Origin of the sequence: Streptomyces subrutilus (assembly GCF_001746425.1) — a bacterium.
GTDB lineage: Bacteria > Actinomycetota > Actinomycetes > Streptomycetales > Streptomycetaceae > Streptomyces > Streptomyces subrutilus_A.
On the sequence record NZ_MEHK01000001.1, the window covers coordinates 6619584 to 6645220 of the forward strand.

A 25637-nucleotide genomic window follows, 5' to 3' on the forward strand; every position below is an offset into this window, starting at 1 on the left:
GCGATAGAAAGCGCTTTCACTGCGTCCAAGCTAGAGCCTCGCTCCTCGCGACTGCAAGACACGAACGAGTGATAGAAAGCGCTTGCTCAATCAGGCATCATGGAGATCCACACACCGGATGAGACGATGACCGGGACCAACGGATCCCCGGGCGCCGAGCCCGGGCGGCAGAGGAAGGAGGCGGTGCGGCATGGCGGTGACCCTGGCCGAGGTCGCGGCGCGCGCGGGGGTGTCGCCCGCCACGGTCTCGCGCGTCTTGAACGGGGGATACCCGGTGGCAGGCGGCACGCGCACCCGGGTGGAGCGGGCCGTCGAAGAACTGGGCTACATCGCCAACGGGCCCGCCCGCGCGCTCGCGGCCGCGACCTCCGACCTCGTCGGCGTGCTCGTCCACGACGTCGCGGACAGCTTCTTCGGCATACTCGCCGGATCCCTGCAGAGCGCCCTCGCGCCCACCGGCCCGGGCGGCGCCCGCCGCCTCGCGGTCGTCTGCAACACCGAAGGGGACCCCGCGGCCGAACTGGCCTACCTCGCCCTGCTGGAAGGCCAGCGGGCCGGCGGAGTCGTCCTCACCGGCGGCGCCGCCGAGGACCCGGGCCACACCACGGCACTCGCCGCCCGCGTGGCCCGGATCGCCGCGAGCGGTGCGCCCGTGGTCCTGTGCGGCCGGCCCCCGCTGCCGCTGCCCGCCGGCGCGCCCTCCGGACTGCTCGTCGCCACCGTGGCGTTCGACGACCACGGCGGCGCCTTCCGCCTCGCCGAACACCTGCTGGCCCTCGGACACCGGCGGATCGCCTCCGTCGCCGGCCCGCCCGGCCTGAGCACCACCCGCGAGCGGCTCGCCGGACACCGCGCCGCCCTGCTGCGGCACGACCCCCGCCTTCCCGAGGCCTGCGCCGACCTGACCGTGCACGCCGCCTTCACCCGCTCCGCGGGCTACGACGCCACCCGCGAACTGCTGCGCCGCGGCGCACCCTTCACCGCCGTCGCCGCGGCCAACGACACCGTCGCCACCGGAGTCGCCGCAGCCCTGCGCGAGGCCGGGCTGCGCATCCCCGAGGACGTCTCCGTCGCCGGTTTCGACGACCTGCCGTTCTGCGCGGACACCGCCCCCGCCCTCACCACCGTCCGGGTGCCCCTGCGCGAGGCGGGAGCGCTCGCCGCCCTCCTGGTCACCGGCCGCCGACCGCTGCCCCCGGGCGGGATCACCACCCTGCCCACCGAGCTGATGGTGCGCGCCTCCACCGGACCCGCCCCCGCGGGAAGGAACGGCCCGTGAAGTACGCCTTCTCCACGCTCGGCCTGCCCGGAACCCCCCTCGACCGCAGCGCGGCCCTCGCGGCCGCCCACGGGTACGACGGCCTGGAGCTGCGCGCGCACCCCGAGGAGCCCCTGCACCCCGGCAGCCCGCCGGCCGAGCGCGCCGCCGGCCTGCGCACCCTCACCGCCGCCGGGGTCGCCGTCCTCGCCATCGCCGGCTACGCCAAAGTGGCCGCGGCCGGCGAGGACGAGCCGGTCCTCGCCGAACTGCGCGCGCTGGTGGGGCTGGCCGCCGATCTCGAAGCCCCCTGCGTACGGGTCTTCCCGGGCGGCCGCGGCCTGCCGCAGGAGACCGCCGACGCCAACGCCGTGCGCAGGCTGCGCGCCGCGGCGCCGTTCGCCGAGCGGCACGGCGTGCGGATCCTGCTGGAGACCCACGACTCCCACCGCACCGGGGCCGGAGCCGCCCGGGTCCTGGACCGGGTCGCCCATCCGGGAGCGGGCGCGCTGTGGGACGTACTGCACACCTGGCTCGGCGGCGAGAGCCCGGAGCGGTCTGGGCAGGCCCTGGCCGCGCACCTGGGCTACGTGCAGGTCAAGGACGTGGCCTCGGCGCAGGAGCTCACCCCGCTCGGGCTCGGCGCCGGAGTGCTGCCGCTGGCCCAAGCGGTGGCCGAAGCGGTGTCCGCCTCGGCCGGCGCGGGCTGGCTCTGCTGGGAGTACGAGAAGCGCTGGTACCCCGGGGCGGCCGAACTGCCGGGCCGCCTCGCCCAGGGCCGCCAGGAGCTGGCGCGGCTGGTGGCGGCCGCCGCCCCGGGGGAGCGGACGGGGTAGCCGGCAGCTCCCGTACGGCTCGGGACGGCCCCGCGACCTCGGACCGAGCCAAGATCGAATGGGCAATCCGATCGAAGTAATCAGTTCGGGTACGGGCCTGGCCGGAGGCTCCGTGGTTCGCCAACCCGTTACGTGCGGATCGTCAGCCGCGGCAGCAGTTCCAGGTGCTGCCGGGGGCCGTCCTGTGCGTCCTCGCCCGCCAGGCGGTCCACCAGCCGGTCCAGCAGCAGGCCCGCCGCCCGGGCGCCGACCTCGCGCTTGGCCGGCGCCACCGCGGACAGCGGTACGTCGGCCATCCCGGCGACCTCGTCGTCGTACGTGATCACGGCCAGGTCCTCCGGGACCCGCACCCCCCGCGCCTGGAGCCGCGGGATCAGCATGATCGCGTCGGTGTCGCTGTGGATCAGCGCCGCGGTCACCCCGCCCGCCGTCACCGCGCCGCACAGGTACTCCAGGGTCCGGGCGAAGGCGTCCGCGTCCGACAGCGGGCCCGGCCCTGCCGCCGGCCACGGCGGCGCCGGCTCCAGCCCGAGCGCGGCCACCGCGGCCTCGTACCCGGCCCGCAGCCGCGCCGTGGTCGGCGTGGTCCGGCTCGCCAGCGCGATCCGCCGGTGCCCCAGCCCCACGAGGTGCTGTACCGCCCCGGCCGCGCCGTGCGCGTGGTCGGAGGCCACCCGGTCCAGCGCCGCCGCCGGATGCCCCGGCGGCGCCCACCGCTCCACCAGCACGGTCGGAACGGGGAGTTCCACCGTCCAGGCCCCCTCCCCGGGCCCGGGTGACCCGGCCTCCCAGTTCGGGGTGAGCAGCAGTCCGTGCGCCCCGGTGGACAGCAGCCGGTCCGCCTGGGTGCGGTCCTCGCCCGGCAGATAGCGGGTCAGCCCCACCGTCAGCCGTGCGCCGCGGGCCTCCACGGCCGCCCGGGCCCCCCGTACGACATCGGCGTAGTAGTACTCGGTGGTGGGCACCACCATCCCGATCACGAGCCCCTCGCCGTCGGCCGGGCCGCCGTGACCCGCAGCGGCCGGGGCCGGGGCGCCGCCCGAGGCTCCGGCCTCCCCCGCGCCCGCCCGGCCGGCCGCCGGCGCGGAGCCCGGCTCCACCCGGCTGATCACCCCGTGCATCCGCTGGATCTCGCCCCGCGCCGCCATCGCCTCGATGTCCCGGCGCAGGGTGACGGGGGAGATGCCCAGCTCCTGGGCCAGCTCCGCGACGCGCACACTGCCCCGCGCCCGGACGCGCGCGAGTACCTGGGCCTGACGCTGGTCTACGTGTGGTCTCAAGGGGTCCCCCTGCGGTCTGCCGTTCCGTCGCCCGCCATCATAGGCAGTCGAACCGATCGATTCGATCGATTGCGATCAGCTCTCATTGACGGCATGGTCAAAGCGTTCATATATTCGGCGGCGCCCCGCACCTCACGGCATCACGACCTCTCGGGAGTCAGCGCATGCTCACCCACGACCAGGACGGATTCCGGCGCGCAGACCGCCCCCACCGCATCGTCTCGGGGGCCCTGCACTACTTCCGGGTCCATCCGGACCTGTGGGAGGACAGGCTGGAGCGGCTGCGCGCGATGGGCGCCAACACCGTCGACACCTACGTCCCCTGGAACTTCCACGAGACCGCCCCCGGCAAGGCCGATTTCACCGGCTGGCGCGACCTCGCCCGCTTCCTGCGCACCGCCCAGGACCTCGGCCTCGACGCCATCGTCCGCCCCGGCCCCTACATCTGCGCCGAATGGGACTTCGGCGGCCTGCCCGCCCGCCTCCTCGCCGTCGACGGCCTCCACCTGCGCTGCTCGGACCCGCGGTTCGAGGCCGAGGTGGACGGCTGGTTCGACCTGGTCGTCCCCGAGCTGCTGCCCCTCCTCGCGAGCCGCGGCGGACCGGTCGTCGCCGTACAGATCGAGAACGAGTACGGCTCGTACGGCAACGACAGCCGCTACCGCGCCCACGTCGAGCGGGCCCTCGTCGAACGCGGCGTGGACTGCCTGCTGTTCACCGCCGACGGCCCCGAGGACGCCATGCTCCAGGGCGGTATGCTCCCCGGCCGGCTCGCCACCGCCACCTTCGGCGCGCGGCCCGCCGAGCGGCTCGAAGCCCTGCGCCGCTACCAGAGGACCGGCCCGCTCGCCGCGATGGAATTCTGGATCGGCTGGTTCGACCACTGGGGCGAGGACCACCACGTCCGCGCCGTCGAAGACGCCGCCGACTCGCTCGACGAACTCCTCGCCACCGGCGCCTCCGTCAACCTCTACATGGCCCACGGCGGCACCAACTTCGGCTTCTGGGCCGGCGCCAACCACACCGGCTCCCGCCCGGGGGAGGCCGGCTACCAGCCCACCGTGACCAGCTACGACTACGACGCGCCCATCGGCGAAGCCGGTGAACTCACCCCCAAGTTCCACGCCTTCCGCGAGGTCATCGGCAAGTACGTACCGCTGCCCGGCATCCCGCTGCCCCAGCCGCCGCCGCGGATCACCCCGGCCCTCGCCACCCCCGCCGGCAGCGCGCCGCTGCTGGGCGCCCTCGACCGGCTCGGCGGCCCGCCGGTACTGCGCCCGGCTCCCGAGTCGATGGAACGCCTCGGCCAGAGCCACGGCCTGATCCACTACCGGACCACGGTCACCGGGCCGCGCCCCGCCATGCCCGTGAAGATCGACGGCCTCGGCGACCGCGCGTACGTCTTCGCCGACGGACTGCCGCTCGGCATCCTCGACCGCAACGCCCCCGACGAGGGGCTCGACCTGCCCGTCGGGGAGGCCGGCGTGGTCCTCGACATCCTGGTCAGGGCGCAGGGCAGGGTCAACTACGGCCCGCTCCTCGACGACCGCAAGGGCATCTGGCGCGGCGTACGCCACGGCCACCAGCAGCTGTTCGAGTGGGAGATCCGCCCGCTGCCGCTCACGGACCTCGCCGGCCTGGAGTTCGCCGCGGCCACGCCCGGCGCCCCCGAGGAGGGGCGGCCCGTCTTCCACCGCTTCACCCACGGCCTCACCGGCCCGCCGGCCGACGCCTTCGTGGACGTGTCCGGCTGGGGGACCGGCCTGGTCTGGCTGAACGGCTTCCTCCTCGGCCACTACGACACCCCGCGCGGCCCCCAGCGCACGCTCTACGCCCCCGGCCCCCTGTGGAACCCGGGCGGCAACGAGATCGTCGTCCTGGAACTGGAGCGCCCCGGCGGCGAACTGCCGCTGCGCGACCGGCCCGACCTCGGCCGCCGCACGGTCGTCACCCTCCAGTGAGAGAGGATCCTCGCGTGAAGCGCACCAGCACCCACTTGGCCGACGGCCGCGAGATCCTGTACTACGACACCGGCGACGGCTCGGCCCGCGCCCTCCCCGACACCCGCCCGCTCGGGGCGCCCGCCACCGCGAGCACCTCCGAGGTCCGGCGCGATCCGCTGCTCGGCGACAGCGTCGTCATCGCCTCCCACCGGCAGGACCGCACCTACCACCCGCCCGCCGACGCCTGCCCGCTGTGCCCCTCCACCGAAGGGCGCGCGAGCGAGATCCCGGCCCCCGACTACGAGGTGGCCGTCTTCGAGAACCGCTTCCCCTCCCTCGCCGGAGACACCGGCCGCTGCGAGGTCATCTGCTTCACCCCCGACCACCGGACCTCCTTCGCCCAGCTCGACGAGGAGCGGGCCGCGCTGGTGCTGGCCGCCTGGACCGACCGCACCGCCGAGCTGTCCGCCCGCGAAGGCGTCCGCCAGGTGTACTGCTTCGAGAACCGGGGCTCCGAGATCGGCGTCACCCTCGCCCACCCGCACGGGCAGATCTACGCCTTCCCCTTCGTCACCCCGCGCACCACCCGGATGCTCGCCACCGTCGCCGCCCACCGGGAGCGCACCGGCGGCAACCTGTTCGAGGAGGTCCTGGCCGCCGAACGCGCCGAGGGCTCACGCGTCGTCCTCGCGGGGGAGCACTGGACCGCCTTCGTGCCGTACGCCGCGCGCTGGCCGTACGAGGTCCACCTCTACCCCCACCACCGGGTCCCCGACCTGCCCGCCCTCGGTGACGCGGCCCGCGCCGAGTTCCCCCGGATCTACCTGGAAGTGCTGCGCCGCTTCGACCGGCTCTTCGGCCGGACCGACCCCACCCCGTACATCTCCGCCTGGCACCAGGCCCCGCTCGGCGAGGGCCGCGAGGACTTCGCACTGCACCTGGAGCTGTTCACGGTCCGGCGCACCGCGGACAAGCTGAAGTACCTCGCCGGGACCGAATCCGGCATGGAGGCCTACATGAACGACGTCCGGCCCGAGGACGCGGCCGCGCGCCTGCGGGAGGTGGCGAGCCCGTGACCGGGACGGCCCAGGAATTCCGGGAGCTGTACGGGTACCCGCCCGAGGGGGTGTGGGCGGCGCCCGGCCGGGTCAACCTGATCGGCGAACACACCGACTACAACGACGGCTTCGCCCTGCCCTTCGCCCTGCCGCAGCGCACCGAGGTGGCCGCGGCCCCCCGCGCTGACCGGACCCTCAGGCTCCACTCCGCGCACATCCCCGCCGGTGTGGTGACCCTCGACCTCGCCGCCCTGGACCCGGAGCGCCCGCCGCAGGGCGCCGACAGCTGGGCCGCCTACCCGGCCGCGGTCTTCTGGGCCCTGCTGGAGGCTGACCTTCCCATCAGGGGGGCCGATCTGCACGTACGGTCCGACGTGCCGACCGGAGCCGGCCTGTCCTCCTCCGCCGCCCTGGAGGTGGCCACCGCACTGGCCCTGGCCGACCTGTACGGACTCCCGCTCACCCGGCCCGAACTGGCCGCGCTCGCCCGGCGCGCCGAGAACGCGTACGTCGGCGTCCCCTGCGGGGTGATGGACCAGATGGCCTCGGCATGCGCCACCGAAGGCCACGCCCTCCACCTGGACACCCGCAGCCTCGAACAGCGGCACATCCCCTTCGACTGCGCGGCGGCGGGCCTGCGCCTCCTCGTCATCGACACGCGGGTCAAGCACGCCCTGGCGGACGGGGCCTACGCGCAGCGCCTGGCCTCCTGCCACCAGGCGGCCGCGGCCCTCGGCGTACCGGCCCTGCGCGACCTCCCGTACGAGGGCCTCGACCGGGCGCTGGCCCGCCTCGGCGATCCGGAGGCGCGCCGACGCGTCCGGCACGTCGTCACCGAGAACGAACGGGTGCTGCGCATCGAAGGGTTGCTGCGCGCCGGACGGCTGCGCGAGACGGGCCCGCTGCTCACCGAGGGGCACGTCTCGCTGCGCGACGACTACGAGGTCTCCTGTCCGGAGCTCGACCTGGCGGTGGCCGCGGCCGGCGCGGCAGGGGCCTACGGGGCGCGCATGACCGGCGGCGGCTTCGGAGGCTCGGCCCTGGCCCTGATCGACGCGGCCGCCGAACCCGCGGTCACGCGGGCCGTGACGGACGCCTTCCGCCGGGCGGGCCACGCACCGCCCCGCATCGCGCCGGCGGCCCCGTCGGCGGGGGCCGCCCGCGTGGGCTAGGCGAGGCCGGAGGCCGGAGGCCTCGGCCATCGGGAAGCGGCTCGGCGGACTCTTCTAGACTGATCCGACGGCCGGTCAGGCATCGCACGAGTGCGGAGGCACGAATCGCATGCGCTATCTCTCCCTGGGCAGTTCGGGTCTTCAGGTCTCCGCCGTCGGGCTCGGCTGCAACAACTTCGGCCGCCGCCTCGACGCCCAGGCCACCCGCGCCGTCATCGACGCCGCACTCGACGCGGGCATCACCCTCCTCGACACCGCCGACATCTACGGCGGCCTCGGCGGCTCCGAGAACCACCTCGGGCAGGCCCTCAAGGGCCGCCGGGACCAGGTCGTCCTCGCCACCAAGTTCGGGTACGCGGGCACGGACATGAAGTACGGGCCCGCCGCCGGTTCCCGCGGCGGCCGCGCCTACATCCGGCGGGCCCTCGAAGAGTCCCTGCGCCGCCTGCGCACCGACCACATCGACCTGTACCAGCTGCACAGCCCCGACCCGGCCACCCCGATCGCCGAGACCCTCGCCGCGCTCACCGAGCTCGTCGCCGAGGGCAAGATCCGCTACATCGGGCACTCCAACCTCACCGGCTGGCAGCTCGCCGAAGCCGCCCACGCCGCCCGCGAGACCGGCTCGGTGCCCTTCGTGTCCGCGCAGAACGAGTGGTCCCTGCTGGAGCGTTCGGCCGAGCGCGAGCTCGTCCCGGCGGCCCGGCACTACGGCGTCGGCGTCCTCCCGTACTTCCCCCTCGCCAACGGCCTCCTCACCGGCAAGATCCGCCGGGGCGCACCCGTCCCGGCCGGTTCCCGCCTGGAAGGCCGGGACGCCTACCTCACCGACGAGCGGCTCGACGTGGTCGAAGCCCTGGCCGCCCTCGCCGAGAAGCACGACCGCACCGTCCTCGAACTCGCCATCGGCTGGCTCTGCGCCCAGCCCGGCTGCGCCTCCGTCATCGCCGGAGCCACCTCTCCCGAACAGGTGCGCGCCAACGCGGCCGTGGCCGACCGCCCGCTGGACCCCGCACTGCTGGCCGAGATCGACGCGGTGGCGCCGGGCGTCCCGGCCTGACGCGGGCAAGGCGAAGCCGTCGAGGACACAACGGCGTTCCTCGACGGCTCACCCGTACGCCTACTGCCCTGGCCGGCGGGGGCCCGGGGGGTCTCCCGCTAGGACGTGATGTCCTTGCGGGAGAACCCCCGGAAGGCGAGGGCGAAGAGCACCAGGGCGTACGACACCGACACCGCCGTCCCCTTGACCATCCCGCCCCACTCCAGCTGCGGCTGCAAGGCGTCCGCCCACGCGAACTGCCAGTGCGCCGGCAGGAACTCGCGCCAGGACCCGAGCGCCGTGACCGCGTCCAGCACGTTCCCGACGATCGTCAGCCCGACCGCACCGCCCACCGCGCCCAGCGGCGCGTCCGTCCGGGTGGACAGCCAGAACGCGAGCCCCGCCGTCACCAGCTGCGACACGAAGACGAAAGCGACCGCCAGCGCGAGCCGCGGCACGGTGTCCCCGGCGGCCAGCGCCCCGCCCGTCGGGATCTTCAACGGCCCCCACCCGTACGCGGCCGTGCCCGCCGCCAGCGCCACGACCGGCAGCAGCACCATCGCCGCGAGGCTGAAGCCGAGCGCCACCACGAGCTTGCTCCACAGCAGCCGCGACCGCGGCACCGGCGAGGCCAGCAGATAGCGCAGCGAGGACCAGCTCGCCTCCGAGGCCACCGTGTCCCCGCAGAACAGCGCCACCGGCACCACCAGCAGGAAGCCCGCCGAGACGAACAGGCAGGTCGCCGCGAAGTTCGCGCCCGAGGCCGTCGCCGTGTCGATGAGCGTGATCCGGCCGTTGCCCCCCTCGGGGCCGTCCGGCCCGCCGCCCACCGCGAAGGCGATGAGCATGATGAACGGCAGCGCGGCGAGCACCCCGAACATCACCAGCGTCCGCCGCCGCCGCCACTGCCGCAGCGCCTCCACGCGCAGCGGCAGCGTCCGGCCGGCCTGATAGCCCGGGGCCACCTCCTGTACGGCGCTCACGCCGAACCTCCGATCAGGGTGAGGAACGCGTCCTCCAGCCGCCGGTGCGGCCCCACTCCGCTCACCGGCACCTCCAGCCGGACGAGTTCGGCGATCAGGCCGGCGGCCGTCGCGCCTTCGAGCCGTACGAGGAGCCCGTCGTCGGCGGCCACCACGGAACCCACTCCCTCCAGCGCGGCCACCTTCTCGACGGCCATGTCGTCCACCGGCCCCGCCAGCGACACCAGCAGGGTGTGCCCGCCGCCGGTGATCTCCGAGACCTGGCCCGCCTGCACCAGCCTGCCGCGGTCCATGACCACCAGGTGCGTACAGGACTGCTCCACCTCGGACAGCAGGTGGCTGGAGACGATGACCGTCCGCCCGCCCGCCGCGTAGCGGATCATCACGTCCCGCATCTCCCGGATCTGCGGCGGGTCCAGGCCGTTCGTCGGCTCGTCGAGGATCAGCAGGTCCGGCATCCCTAGCATGGCCTGGGCGATCGCGAGGCGCTGGCGCATGCCCTGCGAGTACGTGCGCACCGCACGCTCCAGCGCGTCGCCGAGCCCGGCGATCTCCAGGGCCTCCGCCAGGTGGGCGTCCTCGGCCGGGCGGCCGGTGGCCTGCCAGTACAGCTCCAGGTTCGCGCGGCCCGTCAGGTGCGGCAGGAAGCCCGCGCCCTCCACGAAGGCCCCGACCCGCGACAGCACCGGCGCACCGGCCCGCACCGCGTGCCCGAACACCCGGATCTCCCCGGCGTCCGGCGAGATCAGCCCCATCAGCATCCGCAGGGTGGTGGTCTTCCCGGCCCCGTTGGGCCCGAGCAGCCCCAGCACCTGCCCCTTCTCCACCCGGAACGACAGGTCGCGGACCGCGTACCGGTCCTCCGCCTTCGCGTACCGCTTCGTCAGGCCGGTGATCTCCAGCGGTACGTCGGCCAGCGCGGGGTCGGGCCGCGCTCCCCGGCCCCCCGGCCCGGCCCCCGCCCGGCCGCTCCGGCGGATCCCGAGCAGCGCCGCGGCCAGCGCCGCGGCGCCCAGGGGCAGCCCCCAGGTCCAGGCGGGCAGTCCGGGCGTGGCGGTGCGTACCTCCCCGGCGACGGGCACGGCCAGCGGGCCCTGCGCCGAGACCGTGTAGGTGGCCGGCGCGGCTGGGCTCGCGTAACCCAGGTCGGTCGCGGCGACCACCAGCCGCAACCGGTGCCCGGCCTCGACGGCGTGGTCGATCGCCGGGAGCCGCAGTTCGACCGTGGTCCCCTGCTGCGCGTTCTCCACCCGGACCGGGGCCACGAGTTGGCTCGGCAGCACCTGCTGCCGGCCGTCCGGGCCCACGTCGTACACCTTGCCGAAGAGCACGGCCGAACCGTCCGCGGCCGTCGACCTCACCTTCAGGGTGATGGTCGGCGCCCCGGTGATCCGCAGCTCCTCGGCCAGCGGCTTTGAATCGAACCGGGCGTTCTGCCCCGGGAAGTCCAGCGAGAGGCCGGCTCCGAAGGAGGCGAGCTGTCCGCCGATGCCCGGCAGCGAGGACAGGGCGGGAGGGGCGCCGCCGGCCGGATTGGCGAAGCTCTGCTCGCTTCCGGCCAGCGCGAACTCCTTCGGGTCCGAGGCCAGCCCCGGGTACCGTTCGCCGCTCGCGCCGCGCAGCTGCACCTGGCCGTCGGTCGAGTCGATGCCGCCGGAACGCGAGACGCGGAAGGCCGGCCCGGTGTCGGCGCCCTCCTCGTCCTTGAGGTAGCGGTCGAACCAGGCCGTGGTCCGCTCAGCCAACCGGTCGGCCTCGCGCGTGCCGCCGTCGTGTCCGCCCGCCGCCCAGTCCACGGAGACGGGCGCGCCGTTCGCCGCGACGGCCTTGGCCATGGCGTCGGCCTGGTCCAGCGGGAAAAGGGAGTCGTCCTGCCCCTGCACGATGAGCGCCGGCACCTTGATCCGGGCGCCGACTGCCGACGGGCTGCGCTGCTCCAGCAGCGCCCTGGCCTCGGGATCGGGCTTCCCGGCCACCGCGACCCGCTCGTACATGGCGCACAGCTCGGGCTGGAAGCGCCCGCAGCCGGGGGCGGCGAGCGGATCGGGCGCCTGCGCACCCGGCTGCCCGGGCTGCATGCCGCCCGCGGAGCCGGTGGTGAAGAACAGCCCGGCCCAGAGCTTCTTGAAGACGCCGTTAGGGAAGAGGGAGTCGGCCAGGTTCCAGTAGGTGATCTGGGGGGCGACGGCGTCCACCCGCCGGTCGTACCCGGCGGCGAGCAGCGCGACCGCCCCGCCGTAGGAGGCCCCGGCCATGCCGACGCGCGGGTCGCCCTCCGCGTCGAGCCGTACCTCGGGCCGGGTGGCGAGCCAGTCGATGAGCCGGGACACGTCCTTGACCTCGTACTCGGGGTCGTTGAGCCCGATCCGGCCGCCGGAGCGGCCGAAGCCGCGCGCCGACCAGGTCAGGACGGCGTACCCGTCCCGGGCCAGCTGCTCCGCGTGGGCGCGCACGTCCTCCTTGCTGCCGCCGAAACCGTGGCCGAGGAGCACGGCGGGACGTTTCCTCCCCTCGTCCGGGCCGTCGCCGGAGCCGTCGTCCGCCGTGAAGTAGGAGGTGTCGATCGCGGCGCCGGGCATGTCCACCACGCGGTCCTCGCGGTGTACGGCCGGCGAGTCGCCGGCCGCGGCCGCGGCGGTCCACGCACCGGCTCCCGCGACGACGGCGAGCGCGGCGGCGCCGGCGAGCAGGCGGACCCGGCGGCGCCTGGGCAGTCGGAGCTTCATAGGGAAACCCTAGACGCCCGCCGTGCCCCGCCCGAGCGTCCCCAGGGGGATGTCCCCCCCTTCCGCAGGAGTACGGCGCCCGCCCCGCGTACCGCGCCCGCGGTATGCGCGGTGGCCGGATCCCGACCTGCGGGGCGCGCGTCCGGACGGCAGGATGGCCGCATGCTGCTGGCCGACGTCGCGCGCGTGTCCGGGGAGGTCGCCGAGACCTCCGCCCGGTCCCGGAAGACCGCCCTGCTCGCGGAGCTGTTCGCCGCCGCGCCCCCGGAGGAGGCGGCGCTGGTGATCTCCTACCTCGCCGGGCGCCTCCCGCAGGGCCGGCCGGGCATCGGCTGGCGCGCCCTCGGACAGGACGTGCCGCCCGCGCACGAGCCCACCCTGACCGTCCGGGCCGTGGACGACGCGGTCACCGAGCTGGCCGCCGTCGTCGGCGCGGGATCGCAGGCGGGGCGCCGCCGGGTCCTGGAGAGCCTGCTGGGCGCGGCCACCGAAGCCGAGCAGCGGTTCCTGCGCAGCCTGCTGTCCGGGGAGGTGCGCCAGGGCGCGCTCGACGCGGTGGCCCTGGAAGGCGTCGCCGCGGCGGCCGGGGTGCCGGCCGCGGAGCTGCGCCGGGCGGTGATGCTGGACGGCTCGCTGCCCCGGGTCGCGGCGGCGGTGCTGTCCGGGGGCGCGGCGGCGCTCGGCGGCTTCACCCTGCGGGTCGGACAGCCCGTGCAGCCCATGCTGGCGGGCACCGCGAAGTCCGTCGGCGAGGCGCTGGCCGCGCTCGGGCCCTGCGCGGTGGAGGAGAAGCTTGACGGGATCCGGGTCCAGGTCCACCGGGAGGGCGACGAGGTACGGGTGTACACGCGCTCCCTCGACGAGATCACCGACCGGTTGCCGGAAGTCGCCGAGCTGGCCCGGTCACTGCCGGGGGAGCGCTTCATCCTCGACGGCGAGGTCATCGGCCGGACCGCGGACGGCCGCCCGGTCCCCTTCCAGGAGATCGCGAGCCGGGTCGGCTCCCGCATCGACGTCGAGGCCGCCCGGCGGACGCTCCCGGTGGCCGCGTACTTCTTCGACGTTCTGGCCGCCGGGTCGGACGTCCTGCTCGACCTCCCGGTCCGCGAGCGGTACGGGGCCCTCGCCGCCCTGGTGCCCGAGAGCGCCCGGGTCCGGCGCCTCGTGGTCGAGGATCCGGCGGCGCAGGGCGCCGACGCGGAAGAGTTCTCGGCCGAGACCCTGCGCCGCGGCCACGAGGGAGTGGTGGTCAAGAGCCTCGGCTCCGCCTACGCGGCGGGCCGGCGCGGCAAGAACTGGCTCAAGGTGAAACCGGTGCACACCCTGGACCTGGTCGTCCTCGCCGCCGAATGGGGCCACGGGCGGCGCACGGGGCTGCTGTCCAACCTGCACCTGGGCGCCCGGGCCGCCGACGGCGGCTACGCCATGCTCGGCAAGACCTTCAAGGGGCTCACGGACGAGATGCTGCGCTGGCAGACCCGGGCGCTGGGCGCGCTCGCGACCTCGGACGACGGCTTCACCGTGCGCGTGCGGCCCGAACTCGTGGTGGAGATCGCCTACGACGGCCTGCAGCGCTCCTCCCGCTACCCGGCCGGGGTCGCGCTGCGCTTCGCGCGGGTGCTCAGGCACCGCCCGGACAAGACCGCTGAGCAGGCCGACACGGTGGAGACGGTCCTCGCGGGCGCCAACGCCGGCTGATCACGCCCGCCCGGACGAGGGGTTTTGCCTCAGAGGCAAGACGGATTGCCACACAGGCAAGTCTCTGGCTCAATCGGGGGCATGAACCCCGGTCCTGCCCCCGAGGAAGCGGGCGACGAGCTGCCCGCCGTGGCCCCGCAACTGCGCGACCTGCGCCGCCGCGCCGGCCTCACCCTGGAAGCCGCCGCCGCGCGGGCCAGGCTCTCGCCCGCCCACCTGTCCCGCCTGGAGACCGGCCGGCGCCAGCCCTCGCTGCCGCTGCTGCTCGCACTGGCCCGCACCTACGGTACGACGGTCTCCGAACTGCTCGGCGAGACCCCGGCCGTCGCCGACCCCATCGTACGGGCCGGCGGTCCGGGCGCCCGCGAGGCCGACGGCTGGACCTACTGGCAGGCGGGCGGCTCCGGACGCGGGATGCAGGCCCTGCGCGTGCACGTCCCGTACGGCCGAGGCCCGGGCGAGCTGGTCCGCGTACATCCCGGCGAGGAGTGGCTGTACGTCCTGGGCGGCCGGCTGCGGCTGCACCTGGGGGAGGCCGAGCACCTCCTGGACCCCGGGGACAGCGCGCACTTCGACTCGCTGACCCCGCACCGGATCGCGGGGGCCGACCCCGGCGGCGCCGACCTGCTGTTCGTCCACACCCTGCTGCAGAGCAGCCTCGCCGGGCTGTGCCTGGGCGGCGCCACCACCACCACACACCACCGATAGCCGAGGAGCCGTACCCATGTCAGAGGGACAGGAGCCCGCCACCACCGTGCGGGCGCGCATCGAGAGCAAGTTCCCGCGCGGCCTGGTGATCCGGCTGATCGCCTACTTGTTCGTGGGCCACCTCTTCGCCTTCTTCGTCTACCTCCTCTTCGTCCTGGGTGCCGAGAACCAGTGACGCCGGCGGGCGCGCGTCCCGGGGCCGCACGACTGCGGCCGCACGACTATGGAAAGGTCCAGGTCCTGTGGCTACCCTCCGCGCATGATTTCCACGGTTGTCTGGGGTACCGGCAACGTCGGCCGTTTGGCCATCCGCGCCGTCGAGGCCCATCCCGCGCTGAAGCTCTCCGCCGTCATCGTCCACAATCCAGCCAAGGTCGGCCGCGACGCGGGTGAACTCGGCGAACTCGACCACCTGTTGGGGGTCGAGGCCACCGACGACATCGAAGCCGTCCTGGCCGCCCGGCCCCGGGCCGTGGTGTACGCCGCGTCCGGCGACGTCCGGCCCGACGGCGCCCTCGCCGACATCACCCGGGCGATCCGCTCCGGCGCGGTCGTCGTCAGCCCCGCGCTGTACCCGCTGTACGACCACCGCGGCGCACCGCCGGAGTTCCGCGATCCGGTGCTGGCCGCCATCGCGGAGGGCGGCGGCTCGCTCTTCGCCTCCGGCGTCGACCCCGGCTGGGGCAACGACGTGCTCCCGCTCCTGCTCAGCGGCCTCGGCACGACGATCGACGCGATCCGCTGCCAGGAGATCTTCGACTACTCCACCTACGACCAGCCCGACTCCGTCCGCTACCTCGTCGGCATGGGCCAGCCCATGGACTACGAGCCGATGATGCTCATGCCCTCGATCCCGAGCATGGTGTGGGGCGGGCAGATACGCATGATGGCCCGGGCCCTCGGCGTGGAACTGGACGAGATCCGCGAGACGGTGGACCGGCGCGCCCTCGACACCGCCGTCACCACCCGGACGATGGGCGCCTTCGAGGCCGGCACCCAGGGAGCCATCCGCTTCGAGGTGCAGGGCATCGTCGAGGGCGAACCCCGCATCGTCATCGAGCACGTCACCCGCATCCACGCCTCGTGCGCCCCGGACTGGCCCACCCCGCCGGGCGGCGGCGACGGCGCCCACCGGGTCGTCATCGAGGGCCGTCCGCGCATCGAGGTCACCATCGAGGCCACCGACGAGGGGGAGAACCGCTCGGCGGGCGGCAACGCCACCGCCGTCGGGCGCCTGGTGGGCGCCATCGACTGGCTCACGGAGGCGGAACCCGGGCTGTACGACGCCCTCGACGTCCCGCTGCGCCCCGCCATCGGCAAACTCGGAAGGAAGCAGTCATGAGGATCGACATTCCCGAAGGCCAGCACCCCATCGAGTACGTGTGGGGCGACCTCGTCCCCGGCATCGGCATGGCCGCCGCCAACTTCTCGCTGGCCGTGTACTCCCACACCACCCTGGGGCTGCGCGAGTTCGAGGCGGCCCGGCTGCGGGTCGCGCAGATCAACGGCTGCGTCTTCTGCCTGGACTGGCGCACCGAGCTGAAGGGGGAGAAGGTCGAGGAGGAGTTCGCCGACGCCGTCACCGAGTGGCGCACCACGGACCGGTTCGACGAACGCACCCGGATGTCGGCGGAGTACGCCGAGCGCTTCACCCTGGACCACCACGGGCTCGACGACGAGTTCTGGGACCGGATGAAGCAGCACTACACCCAGCTCGAGATCGTGGAGCTGACGATGAGCATCGGGTCCTGGCTGGTCTTCGGCCGGCTCAACCACGTGCTCGGCCTCGACAGCGTCTGCGTGCTGCCGGGCCACTGACATGGGTCCGGGGCCGTTCGGTTCGTCCGGCCGGCCCCGGCTGTGGTGCGTGCGGACCTCGCTACAGGTCGGTGGCGATGATCTTCTCGATGTTCCGTTCGGCGAGTGCCGTGATGGTGACGAACGGGTTGACGGTGGTGTTGCCGGGGATCAGCGCGCCGTCGATCACGTACAGGCCGGTGTAGCCGTGCAGGCGGCCGTAGTTGTCGGTCGCCCTGTTCAGTACCGCGCCACCGAGCGGGTGGTAGGTGAGGTGGTCGCCCCAGATCTTGTTGGTGCCGAAGAGGTCGGTCCGGTAGATCGTCCCCTCCTTCGAGTTGATCTTGTCGAAGATGGTCTTGGCCATGTCGATGGACGGCTGCTTCCAGGCCGTCTGCCAGTTGAGTTCGACCTTGCCCGCCGCCGCGTTCCAGGAGAACTGGGCGCGGTGGGGGTTCTTGGTGATCGACAGGTAGAAGGAGGCGTAGGTCTCGATCCCGGTCGGGAGCGGGGCCACCTCGGCGAACGCGCCGCCCGCGTCCCAGTTGTCGATGCCGGCGCAGGGGATGGCGGCCTGCACCTTGCCGGTCGGGTCCCACATGTGGTTGGCGCGGCCGCACATGACGTTGCCGTTCTCGCCCCAGCCCTTGCCGATCTCGTCGTTCAGGTTCGGCAGGACGCCGGTGGCCTTCAGCCAAACGAGGAGCTTGCTGGTGCCGACGCTGCCGGCCGCGAAGAACACCCGGTCGGAAGTCACGGTCTTGGTGGCCGTGACGGTGCCGTCGGTGGTCAGCTGGTTGATGGTGACGGTGTAGCCGCCGCCGGACGCGGGGGCGACCGAGGTGACCTGGTGCAGGGGGGAGATGGAGACTTTGCCGGTGGCCTTGGCGGCCGCGATGTAGGTCTGCTGGAGGGACTTCTTGCCGTGGTTGTTGCCGTAGAGGATCTCCCCGTCCACGGCGGATTTGGGGACGGTGCCGGCCGCCTCCTGCTTCATGTAGTCCCAGTCGTACACGTCCGGGACGAAGACGAAGGGGAATCCGGAGCGCTGGGCGTGCTTGCGGCCGACGCGGGCGTACTGGTAGCAGGCGACGGTGTCGAACCAGGCCGGGTCGACGAGGCCCACCCCGAGCCCCGCGTTGGCGCGGGGGTAGTAGGTGTTGTACATCTCGTCGGCGTTCACCGACGGCAGGACGGAACCGAAGTTCGCCCGCTTGGGGGTGACGGCCATGCCGCCGTTGACGAGCGAGCCGCCGCCGACTCCGCGCCCCTGGTAGACGGTGATGCCGCCCATCTCCTCGGCGTCGAGGATGCCCGTGTACTTGGGGACGTTCTTGTCGATCGGGAATCCGAGGAAGTTGCTGAGCGGCGCCTTGGTCCTGGTGCGCAGCCAGTAGGAGCGGTAGTCGGGCTTGGTGGTGTGGGCGAAGATCTTGCCGTCGGTGCCCGGGGTGTCCCAGGCCATGCCCATCTCGACCATGTGGACGTCGACACCGGCCTGGGCCAGGCGCAGGGCGGCGACGGATCCGCCGTATCCGGTGCCGATGATCAGGACCGGGACGCGCGCTCCGTCGTCGATCGCGGCGGCCGTGGTGGTGGCGGTCTGCGCCGCATGGGCGGAAGTGACTTGTGCAGAGAGGGCCACGGCCCCCAAAATAGAACCTGTTCCTGCAAGGAATCCGCGACGGGAGAATCCGTTGGAGCCGTCTCTGGACACGCCGTTGTCACTCATGTGACGTTCCTCACTCTCGGCTGAATGAGAACGAGTTCTACTGCTAGGCGCGTGTGAAGTCACTAGATACCTCGGGGTAACTTGGCAACTTCAGGCCGGCTGTGTCACGGAATCCGCGGCCGCGGCGCCGAACCTGGGACCGACGTCAAGTCGGGCGGGAGTCCGACTCCGTCCGCCGCGGCGGTTCGAGCGGTGGAGCGTCCACCGCGCACTGGGTGCGGCATTGCGGGTGCGCCGACCCTGGCTCGGGGGTCCGTACGGTCGCCCAGGCAACGGCCGCACCGGCCACCAGCCATCCGGCGCACCAGGGCATGGCCCGCCCGAAGGCCGCGTCGAACTGGTCGGCCGAGCGGTACGCCTCCGGCCCCATGCCGGCCAGCAGCGGCAGCGCGGCCACCGCGAGCAGTCCGGCCGCCCGCGCCGCGGCATTGTTGATGCCGCTCGCCAGCCCCGCCCGGCCCGGGTCCACCGAGGCCAGCACGGTCGCGGTGAGCGGGGCCACCAGGGTCACCATGCCCGCGCCCATCACCAGCATCGCGGGCAGCACGTCGGCCGCGTACGAGGCGTCCGGACCGACCCGCAGCATCAGCATCGTCCCGGCCGCGCACATCAGCGGTCCGACGGTGAGGGGGATGCGGGGCCCGATCCGTTCCCCGATCTCCCCGGAGCGGGCGGACAGCAGCAGCATCAGGGCGGTCGTGGGCAGCAGCGCGGCCCCGGCCGCCAGCGCGGAGTACCCCGACACCACCTGAAGCTGGAGCACGACGAGGAAGAAGAAGCCGCCGAACGCCGCGTACACGCACAGCGTGACCAGGTTGACGGCGGTGAACTGCCGAGAGGCGAAGATCTCCGGCGGCACCATCGGATCGGCCCGCCGCCGCTCCACGTACACGAACACCCCGGCCAGCAGCACGCCGGCCACCGCCGCGGCGATCACCGGCACGCCGGCGGTGCGGGCTTCGATCAGCGCGTAGGTGATCAGCGCGAGGGAGGCGGCGCCCAGCAGCGCCCCGGCCACGTCGAACCGCCCGTGCGCCTGGGGATCGCGGGATTCCGGCACGTGCCGCAGGGCCACCGGGACGCACAGCGCGGCCAGCGGAACGTTCAGCAGGAACACCCACCGCCAGCCCGGCCCGTCCACGAGCCAGCCGCCAAGGAACGGCCCCACGGCCGCTCCGACCCCGCCCAGGCCCGACCACAGGCCGACCGCACGGCCCCGGTCCTCGGCCCGGATCGAGCCCTGGATCAGGGCGAGCGAGCCGGGGGTCAGCAGGGCGCCGCCGACGCCCTGCAGGGCCCGGGCGGCCACCAGCACCCCGGCGTTCGGCGCGAGGCCGCACAGCAGCGAGCCCACCGCGAACCACACCACGCCGAGGACGAAGATCCGCCGGCGCCCGAAGCGGTCGCCGAGCGCCCCGCCGACCAGGATCAGCCCGGCCAGGGTCAGCAGGTAGGCGTTCACCGTCCACTGGAGCACGGCGAGATCCGCGTCGAGATCCTGTCCGATCCGGGGGAGGGCGACGTTGACCACCGTCGAGTCGAGCATGGCCATGCCCGACCCGAGCACCGTGGTGAGCAGGATCCAGCGGCCCTGCGCGGACGCCAGGCGGACGCCGGGGCCGGCCGGCGGGGCGGGTGTGGTCATGAGTCAAGGCTGGCCCTGGCGGACACCGGGGGCCACCGGGCGGGGCCGGGTGCGGACGCGGCTCAATAGGCCCTCTTGTAATGGACATGCCGTTGTTTCACCATGACCCGCGCACATCACGCACATCACGCACCCTCTTCCCGCACAACCTGCACACGGCGTACGAGGAGACAACACGTGGCCCAACGCAACCGGCGTCCCTTACGCGCGGCGCTCGCCGCCCTCACCGCGATCCTGCTCCTCCCCCTCGGCGCGGGCATGGCCGCGGCCGCCCCGGACCCGGGCCCCGCCCCCGGCGCGGCCGAACGCAAGATCGAACCCAAGCTCCGCGCCCAGCTAGACGGCTCCGACAAGGCCGTCTTCTGGGTCTACCTCGACAGCGCCGCCGACCTCACCGCCGCGCGCAGGCAGCAGACCCGCGCCGCCAAGGCCGAGACCGTGCTCCGGAGCAAGAAGGAGCACGCCGCGCGCAGCCAGGCCGACGTGGTCAAGGCCCTCGAAGGCGCCAAGGCCGAGTACACCTCTTACTGGATCGTGAACGCCGTCCGCGTCGTCGGCACCGACAAGCTCGCCGGCGCCCTCGCACAGCGCCCCGAGGTGTCCCGCATCGCCGCCGACGACAAGGTCGAGCTGCCCAAGCCCGCCGAGGGCAAGCGGGAGCAGGCCCTCGCCGACGCCGTCGAGTGGAACATCGACCGCATCAAGGCCCCCCAGGTCTGGGAGCAGGCCGGAGTACGCGGCGAGGGCATCGTCGTCGCCAACATCGACAGCGGGGTGGACTACACCCACCCCGCCGTGAACGGCCGGTACCGCGGCAAGAACGCGGACGGCACCTACACCCACGCCTACAACTGGTTCGACCCCGCCGGGGTCTGCGCCGCGGCCGCGCCCTGCGACAACAACGACCACGGCACCCACACCATGGGCACGATGGTCGGCGACGACGGCGGCGCCAACAAGATCGGTGTCGCCCCGGGCGCCCAGTGGATCGCCGCCAAGGGCTGCGAGTCCAACTCCTGCTCCGAGGCCTCCCTGCTCGCCTCCGGCCAGTGGATCGTCGCCCCGACCGACGCGAGCGGCCAGAACCCGCGGCCCGACCTCGCCCCGCACGTCGTCAACAACTCCTGGGGAGGCCCGGGCGGCGACACCTGGTACCAGGAGATCGTCGACACCTGGCGGGCCGCCGGCATCTTCCCGGCCTTCTCCAACGGCAACTCCGGACCCGGCTGCTCCACCAGCGGCTCACCCGGCGACTACGCGAGCTCCTACAGCTCCGGCGCCTTCGACATCAACAACACGATCGCGTCGTTCTCCTCGCGCGGCGCCGGCCCCGGCGGCCTGATCAAACCCAACATCGCCGCCCCCGGCGTGAACGTGCGCTCCTCCGTCCCCGGCGGCGCGTACGAGGCCTTCTCCGGCACCTCCATGGCCTCGCCGCACACCGCGGCCACCGTCGCCCTGCTCTGGTCCGCCGCCCCCGCCCTCGAAGGCGACATCGCGCAGACCGAGGCACTGCTCGACGGCACCGCCCAGGACGCCGACAGCGCCCAGTGCGGCGGCACCGCCGCCGACAACAACGTCTTCGGCGAAGGCAAGCTCGACGCGCTCGCCGCCCTGAACGCCGCCCCGCGCGGCGCGATCGGCGCGCTCGCCGGCACCGTCCGCTCCGGCGGCGCGCCGGTCGCCGGCGCCACGGTCACCGCCGACGGACCGATCGACCGTACGACCACCACCGCCGCCGACGGCACCTACCGGTTCACCGCCCTCTCGGTCGGCGACTACAGCCTGACCGCCGCCAAGTTCGGCTACGGACCGCAGACCGCCACCGCCACGGTCACCGAGAACGCCACGGCCACCGGCGACTTCACCCTCGTCCAGGCCGCCTCCGGCAAGCTCACCGGCACGGTCACCGCCGCCTCCGGACCCGCGGCGGGCGCCTCCGTCACCATCGCGGACACCCCCGTGACCGCGACCACCGACGCCCAGGGCCGCTTCGAGGTCACCCTGCCGCACGGCACCTACGACGTGCGGGCCACCCACCCGTCCCGCTGCGTCAACGGCGGCTCCGCCCCGGCCACCGTCGCGGGCGACACCACCGTCACGGTGAACCTGCCCGAACGCACGGACACCTACGGCTACGCCTGCGCCGCCACGAACGACCGCCCCTACCCCGCGGGCAGCCGGCAGCTCGCCCTGACCGGCGACAACACCACCGAGCGCGTCGACCTGCCCTTCCCGCTGCCGCTGTACGGCAAGACGTACGGGCAGGCCTGGATCGGGACCAACGGCACCGTCAGCTTCGGCGGCAACAACACCGCCGACATCAACGGCGACCTGCCGAGCACGGCCACCCCGAACGCCGCCCTCTACCCCTTCTGGGACGACCTGGTCGTCGGCGCGGCGGGCAGCGGATCCGGCGTCTTCACCGCCGTCACCGGCACCGCCCCGCACCGCAGTTACGTGATCGAGTGGCGCGAGGTGTCCCACTGGTCGGCGCAGGCCGACAAGTTCTCCTTCTCGGCCTCCATCGGGGAGGACGGCAGCGTCTCCTACGCCTACAAGGGCACCGGCGGCACCGGCATCAAGGCCGGCTCCACGGCCACCGTCGGCGTGGAGAACGCCACCGGCACCGACGCCTTCAAGTACTCCTTCAACACCCCGGTCATCACGGACGGCCTCGGCATCGCCTTCCGCACCACCAAGAGCGGTGTGGTGGCCGGCCGGGTGCTCGACGCCAACGACGGCAACGGCGTCGCCGGCGCCACCGTGACCGTCGGCACCGGCGACTCGGCCGTCTCCGCCACCACGGCGGCGGACGGCGGCTACGTGGTCCAGAGCCCGTCCGGCTCACGGGCCGTCGCCCTCTCCGCGCCGCACTACGAGTCCGCGCAGGCGACCGTCGAGGTCAAGGCGGCCGACGTCACCACGGTGACGCAGTCGCTGCGCACCGGCCGGGTGACCGCGTCCCGGCCCGCCGTGGAGGTGGTCGCCCAGGCGAACCAGCGGCGGACCCGCACCCTGGACCTCACCAACCCGGGCCTCGGCACGGCCTTCACGGTGACCGAGGACGCGGCCTGGCTGACGGCCACGCCCGGGACCGGGAACCTCCCGACGGGCGGGAAGGCCCCGCTCACCCTCGCGGTGGACACGACCGGGCTGACCCCGGGGACGGTCCTGACCGCGGACCTGAAGATCGCCTCGGCCAGCGGCCGGACCCCGGTCCTGACCGTCCCGGTCAAGGTCGTCGTGCCGCGCTACCAGGCCGCGCTGGACGCGGGCTCCGACTCCGCGAGCACGGACGTCCTGGGCGACGCCTGGTCCCCGGACCGCAAGTACACGGCGGGCTCCTACGGCTACCAGGGCAGCAGCTCCGCCCGCAGCACCAGCCGCACCATCGCCGGTACACAGGACCAGCGGCTGTTCCGCAACGCACGGGAGGGCATGTACGAGTACCGCTTCGACAACGTGCCCAACGGGACCTACACGGTGGAGCTGGGCTTCGCCGAGCTCTCCTCCACCCGGCCCGACAAGCGCGTCTTCGACGTCCTGGCCGAGGGGCAGCAGGTCCTGCCCTCCCTGGACATCGCCCTGGAGGCGGGCAGCTACACGGCCCTGACCCGTACGTACACCGTCAAGGTGACGGACGGGGTGCTCAACATCCGCTTCGTCACCCACAGCGGATTCGGCAAGCCCCTGCTCAACAGCCTCCGGGTGACCGACCGACCCGACCAGGGCTGACCGCACCACCCGCCGGGCGGGGCGCTCCCGGGCGCCCCGCCCTCCGCGGCGCGTGCGGCCGTCGCCCGGGGGAGGGGAGCATGCGGGCGGACGGGCCCCGGACCCGCACCGACGCGCCGGGGAAGCCGCGCCGCGCCGGGGAAGCGGCACCCGGCTCGCTAGCCTGAACGACCATGACGCTCCTGAGCGACCAGGCCGATGACATCCGGGCCCTCGTGGGCTCCGCCGACCCCGGGGCGGTCTGGGCCGTCGGCGGTCCGGGCGGCGCCCACGCGGCCTCGCACGTCTGCGACGGCAAGGTCCTCGACCTCGGCTCCCTCGCCGCGGTCCTCGCCCTCTGGCCCGCCCTCGGCACCCTCGTCGAGGAGGGCGCGCTCCGGCTGCACACCCCGCTCGCCGCCTACGGGGACGAGGCCGCCGCCGGGACCCCCGCCGGCACCACCGCCCACCACCTGCTCACCCACGCCGACGGGACCGCCGCCCTCACCCGTCTCGCCGAGCACCTCGCGGGCAGCCCGCTCGCCGAACTGGCCGCGCCCCGCGTCTGGCACCCCCTGGGCATGACCCGCACCGGGTACGACGACGGCGTCCTCCACGCGCCGCTCGGCGACCTCGTCCGCTTCCTGAGCCACCTGGCGGACCCCGCGGACCCCGCGGACCCCGCGGGCACGGACGGCCCGACGGGCATCACCCGCGCCTGGACGGCCGAATCCCTGCGCATCCGCACCGGTGAACTGACCCCCGCCCGCGGCCTCCTGTGGCACCCTGCCCCGCACGGCGTCTGGACCCATCCCGCGCCGTCGGCCACCGGCCCGGCCCTGTGGGTCTGCCCGGGCCGCCACCGCTGGGCACTGCTCCTGCCCACCCTTCCGCCCGGACGGCACACCCCCCTGCTGCGCCCGGCCTTCCGCGACGCGGCCTTCGCCCTGCCCTAGGCCCTGTCGCCCCGGTCCGGTGGCCGGCGCTCGGAGCGCGGGGTGCGCGGGAGCGACGTACGGTGAAGCCGATGTCACCGCCGCCGACCACGCGAGGAGCCCATGCCCGACGCCGTGACCTCCGCGCTCGACGCCACGGATGTCGACCTGCTCGACGACCTCTGCCGCGAACTCGCCGAGGCCGCCGACGCGGTCGGTGAAGCCGCCGGCTACGCCTCCGGGCTGGCCCTCGGCGCCCGTCTGCCCGCCACGGCCCTCACCCGGAGCGGCCCGCGCAGACACGGCTGGCGCACGCTGCTGCGCACCCTCAGCGATCCGGCGGGCCTCGGCTGGGCGCCGCGCGGCCGGGGCGTGGCGGCGCGGGCCGGGCGGCTGGCGGGGGCGCTGACGGGCCGTGAGAGCCTCGCCGTCAGTGTCGCCGTCTGCGGGCTCAGGGCCCGGATCCGCGCCGCGCACTCCCGCCGCCCCGACCTCCTGCGGGACCCCGGCGCCGCCGCGGTCCTCGGAGCCGTCGCGCGGGGGCGCCAGGCCGAGGCCGTGCGCCTCTTCCGCAAGCTCCTGCGCGACCGGGGCGCCGAACACGCCTTCGCGCTGCTGGCTCCCGCCTTCGCCGACATCCTGGCCTGGCACGCCCTGACCGACGCCAACCCGTTCAACGACCACGCGGGCTGGCAGGTCGCCACCGGCCGGGCCGTGCCCGCCGCGCCGCTCCTCGGACTGGGCGCGGCCTTCCGGGCGTTCTGCGACCGCGGGCGCGGTCTGCCCGCCGGTCGCGCCCCGGACGGGGAGGCCGCGGGGGACACGGCGGAGCCGCCGGGGCCGGCGCCCCGACGGCTGAGGGCGGTCCCGCCGCTGGGACCGGACCCGTACCGGCACCCGAGCCGGCCCGGCAGCCTGCGCGGCCACGCCGCCGCGCTCCGCTCCCACGCGGTGCGGCTGCGCAGGGCGACGGCCGCACCCGCCTGGCGGGTCCCGTACGACGACGCCCTGCGGGCCGAGGTCGCCACCCTCGCCGGCCGCTGCGCCACCGCGGCGAACGGCTTCGCGCTGGCGGCGGCCCAGCTCGGCGAGGAGCGCCCGCCGGGCTGA

General features: G+C 74.3%; 19 protein-coding genes. 14 read left to right on the forward strand and 5 right to left on the reverse strand.

Annotation, left to right across the window (positions count from 1 at the left end; all coding sequences use genetic code 11):
- Positions 1-190 precede the first annotated feature (190 nt).
- Both BGK67_RS30190 and BGK67_RS30195 read left to right on the forward strand, forming a co-directional pair.
- Positions 191-1279, forward strand: coding sequence for a LacI family DNA-binding transcriptional regulator (locus tag BGK67_RS30190; protein ID WP_069923040.1), 1089 nt, complete (start codon positions 191-193; stop codon positions 1277-1279).
- On the forward strand, positions 1276-2094 hold the full coding sequence (locus tag BGK67_RS30195) for a sugar phosphate isomerase/epimerase family protein (protein ID WP_069923041.1): 819 nt from the start codon (positions 1276-1278) through the stop codon (positions 2092-2094). The genes BGK67_RS30190 and BGK67_RS30195 overlap by 4 nt, the downstream gene beginning before the upstream one ends.
- A gap of 128 nt (positions 2095-2222) precedes the next feature.
- Here the strand turns inward: BGK67_RS30195 and BGK67_RS30200 are convergent, their stop codons facing one another.
- Positions 2223-3374 (reverse strand): substrate-binding domain-containing protein, encoded by a 1152-nt coding sequence (locus BGK67_RS30200; RefSeq protein ID WP_069923042.1) that lies wholly within the window; start codon positions 3372-3374, stop codon positions 2223-2225.
- A 164-nt stretch (positions 3375-3538) separates the two neighbouring features.
- Here BGK67_RS30200 and BGK67_RS30205 point away from each other — a divergent pair, with 164 nt between their 5' ends.
- The 4 genes from BGK67_RS30205 to BGK67_RS30220 all read left to right on the forward strand — a co-directional run bounded on the left by BGK67_RS30205 (position 3539) and on the right by BGK67_RS30220 (position 8607).
- Positions 3539-5335, forward strand: coding sequence for a glycoside hydrolase family 35 protein (locus BGK67_RS30205; protein WP_069923043.1), 1797 nt, complete (start codon positions 3539-3541; stop codon positions 5333-5335).
- 14 nt (positions 5336-5349) lie between these two features.
- Complete coding sequence (gene galT, locus BGK67_RS30210; RefSeq protein ID WP_069923044.1) at positions 5350-6393, forward strand: galactose-1-phosphate uridylyltransferase; 1044 nt, start codon at positions 5350-5352, stop codon at positions 6391-6393.
- Positions 6390-7547 (forward strand): galactokinase, encoded by a 1158-nt coding sequence (galK, locus tag BGK67_RS30215; protein WP_069923045.1) that lies wholly within the window; start codon positions 6390-6392, stop codon positions 7545-7547. Before galT ends, galK begins: the two co-directional genes overlap by 4 nt.
- Positions 7548-7656: 109 nt before the next feature.
- Positions 7657-8607, forward strand: a complete 951-nt coding sequence (locus BGK67_RS30220; RefSeq protein ID WP_069923046.1) for an aldo/keto reductase — start codon at positions 7657-7659, stop codon at positions 8605-8607.
- A gap of 98 nt (positions 8608-8705) precedes the next feature.
- On the opposite strand, the gene BGK67_RS30225 is transcribed toward BGK67_RS30220, so the two are convergent.
- Positions 8706-9569 (reverse strand): ABC transporter permease, encoded by an 864-nt coding sequence (locus BGK67_RS30225; RefSeq protein WP_069923047.1) that lies wholly within the window; start codon positions 9567-9569, stop codon positions 8706-8708.
- Positions 9566-12295: an alpha/beta fold hydrolase gene (locus BGK67_RS30230; protein WP_069923048.1), complete on the reverse strand. Its 2730-nt coding sequence runs from the start codon at positions 12293-12295 to the stop codon at positions 9566-9568. Before BGK67_RS30230 ends, BGK67_RS30225 begins: the two co-directional genes overlap by 4 nt.
- A 162-nt stretch (positions 12296-12457) precedes the next feature.
- Here BGK67_RS30230 and BGK67_RS30235 point away from each other — a divergent pair, with 162 nt between their 5' ends.
- The 5 genes from BGK67_RS30235 to BGK67_RS30250 all read left to right on the forward strand — a co-directional run bounded on the left by BGK67_RS30235 (position 12458) and on the right by BGK67_RS30250 (position 16519).
- A complete protein-coding gene (locus BGK67_RS30235) occupies positions 12458-13993 on the forward strand; it encodes an ATP-dependent DNA ligase (RefSeq protein ID WP_069923049.1) in 1536 nt (511 codons plus the stop codon).
- Between the two features lie 81 nt (positions 13994-14074).
- Positions 14075-14701, forward strand: coding sequence for a helix-turn-helix domain-containing protein (locus tag BGK67_RS30240; protein ID WP_069923050.1), 627 nt, complete (start codon positions 14075-14077; stop codon positions 14699-14701).
- Positions 14702-14717: 16 nt separating this feature from the next.
- Positions 14718-14876, forward strand: coding sequence for a DUF6126 family protein (locus BGK67_RS39135; protein WP_167739608.1), 159 nt, complete (start codon positions 14718-14720; stop codon positions 14874-14876).
- Between the two features lie 84 nt (positions 14877-14960).
- The gene (locus BGK67_RS30245) at positions 14961-16043 is read left to right on the forward strand and encodes an NAD(P)H-dependent amine dehydrogenase family protein (RefSeq protein WP_069923051.1); all 1083 of its coding nucleotides are present in this window, start codon (positions 14961-14963) and stop codon (positions 16041-16043) included.
- Positions 16040-16519 carry a carboxymuconolactone decarboxylase family protein gene (locus tag BGK67_RS30250; protein ID WP_069923052.1) on the forward strand — a complete coding sequence of 160 codons (480 nt, stop codon included), beginning with the start codon at positions 16040-16042 and terminating at the stop codon, positions 16517-16519. The genes BGK67_RS30245 and BGK67_RS30250 overlap by 4 nt, the downstream gene beginning before the upstream one ends.
- Before the next feature lie 61 nt (positions 16520-16580).
- Here BGK67_RS30250 and BGK67_RS30255 read toward each other — a convergent pair whose 3' ends face one another.
- Together BGK67_RS30255 and BGK67_RS30260 are read right to left on the reverse strand one after the other, a co-directional pair.
- On the reverse strand, positions 16581-18230 hold the full coding sequence (locus BGK67_RS30255; RefSeq protein WP_069923053.1) for a GMC oxidoreductase: 1650 nt from the start codon (positions 18228-18230) through the stop codon (positions 16581-16583).
- Between the two features lie 145 nt (positions 18231-18375).
- A complete protein-coding gene (locus BGK67_RS30260) occupies positions 18376-19875 on the reverse strand; it encodes an MFS transporter (protein WP_069923054.1) in 1500 nt (499 codons plus the stop codon).
- Positions 19876-20052: 177 nt separating this feature from the next.
- Here BGK67_RS30260 and BGK67_RS40810 point away from each other — a divergent pair, with 177 nt between their 5' ends.
- The 3 genes from BGK67_RS40810 (at position 20053) to BGK67_RS30275 (ending at position 25637) form a co-directional block, all read left to right on the forward strand.
- A complete protein-coding gene (locus BGK67_RS40810) occupies positions 20053-23613 on the forward strand; it encodes a S8 family serine peptidase (protein WP_069923055.1) in 3561 nt (1186 codons plus the stop codon).
- 173 nt (positions 23614-23786) lie between these two features.
- A complete protein-coding gene (locus BGK67_RS30270; RefSeq protein WP_069923056.1) occupies positions 23787-24548 on the forward strand; it encodes a serine hydrolase domain-containing protein in 762 nt (253 codons plus the stop codon).
- A gap of 102 nt (positions 24549-24650) precedes the next feature.
- Positions 24651-25637 carry a hypothetical protein gene (locus BGK67_RS30275; protein WP_069923057.1) on the forward strand — a complete coding sequence of 329 codons (987 nt, stop codon included), beginning with the start codon at positions 24651-24653 and terminating at the stop codon, positions 25635-25637.

Coding starts and splice junctions, on each gene's coding strand:
- BGK67_RS30190 (WP_069923040.1), top strand. CDS start 191: ATGGCGGTGACCCTGGCCGAGGTCGCGGCGCGCGCGGGGGTGTCGCCC.
- BGK67_RS30205 (WP_069923043.1), top strand. CDS start 3,539: ATGCTCACCCACGACCAGGACGGATTCCGGCGCGCAGACCGCCCCCAC.
- BGK67_RS30220 (WP_069923046.1), top strand. CDS start 7,657: ATGCGCTATCTCTCCCTGGGCAGTTCGGGTCTTCAGGTCTCCGCCGTC.
- BGK67_RS30230 (WP_069923048.1), bottom strand. CDS start 12,295: ATGAAGCTCCGACTGCCCAGGCGCCGCCGGGTCCGCCTGCTCGCCGGC.
- BGK67_RS30235 (WP_069923049.1), top strand. CDS start 12,458: ATGCTGCTGGCCGACGTCGCGCGCGTGTCCGGGGAGGTCGCCGAGACC.
- BGK67_RS30240 (WP_069923050.1), top strand. CDS start 14,075: ATGAACCCCGGTCCTGCCCCCGAGGAAGCGGGCGACGAGCTGCCCGCC.
- BGK67_RS39135 (WP_167739608.1), top strand. CDS start 14,718: ATGTCAGAGGGACAGGAGCCCGCCACCACCGTGCGGGCGCGCATCGAG.
- BGK67_RS30245 (WP_069923051.1), top strand. CDS start 14,961: ATGATTTCCACGGTTGTCTGGGGTACCGGCAACGTCGGCCGTTTGGCC.
- BGK67_RS30250 (WP_069923052.1), top strand. CDS start 16,040: ATGAGGATCGACATTCCCGAAGGCCAGCACCCCATCGAGTACGTGTGG.
- BGK67_RS30255 (WP_069923053.1), bottom strand. CDS start 18,230: ATGAGTGACAACGGCGTGTCCAGAGACGGCTCCAACGGATTCTCCCGT.
- BGK67_RS30260 (WP_069923054.1), bottom strand. CDS start 19,875: ATGACCACACCCGCCCCGCCGGCCGGCCCCGGCGTCCGCCTGGCGTCC.
- BGK67_RS30270 (WP_069923056.1), top strand. CDS start 23,787: ATGACGCTCCTGAGCGACCAGGCCGATGACATCCGGGCCCTCGTGGGC.
- BGK67_RS30275 (WP_069923057.1), top strand. CDS start 24,651: ATGCCCGACGCCGTGACCTCCGCGCTCGACGCCACGGATGTCGACCTG.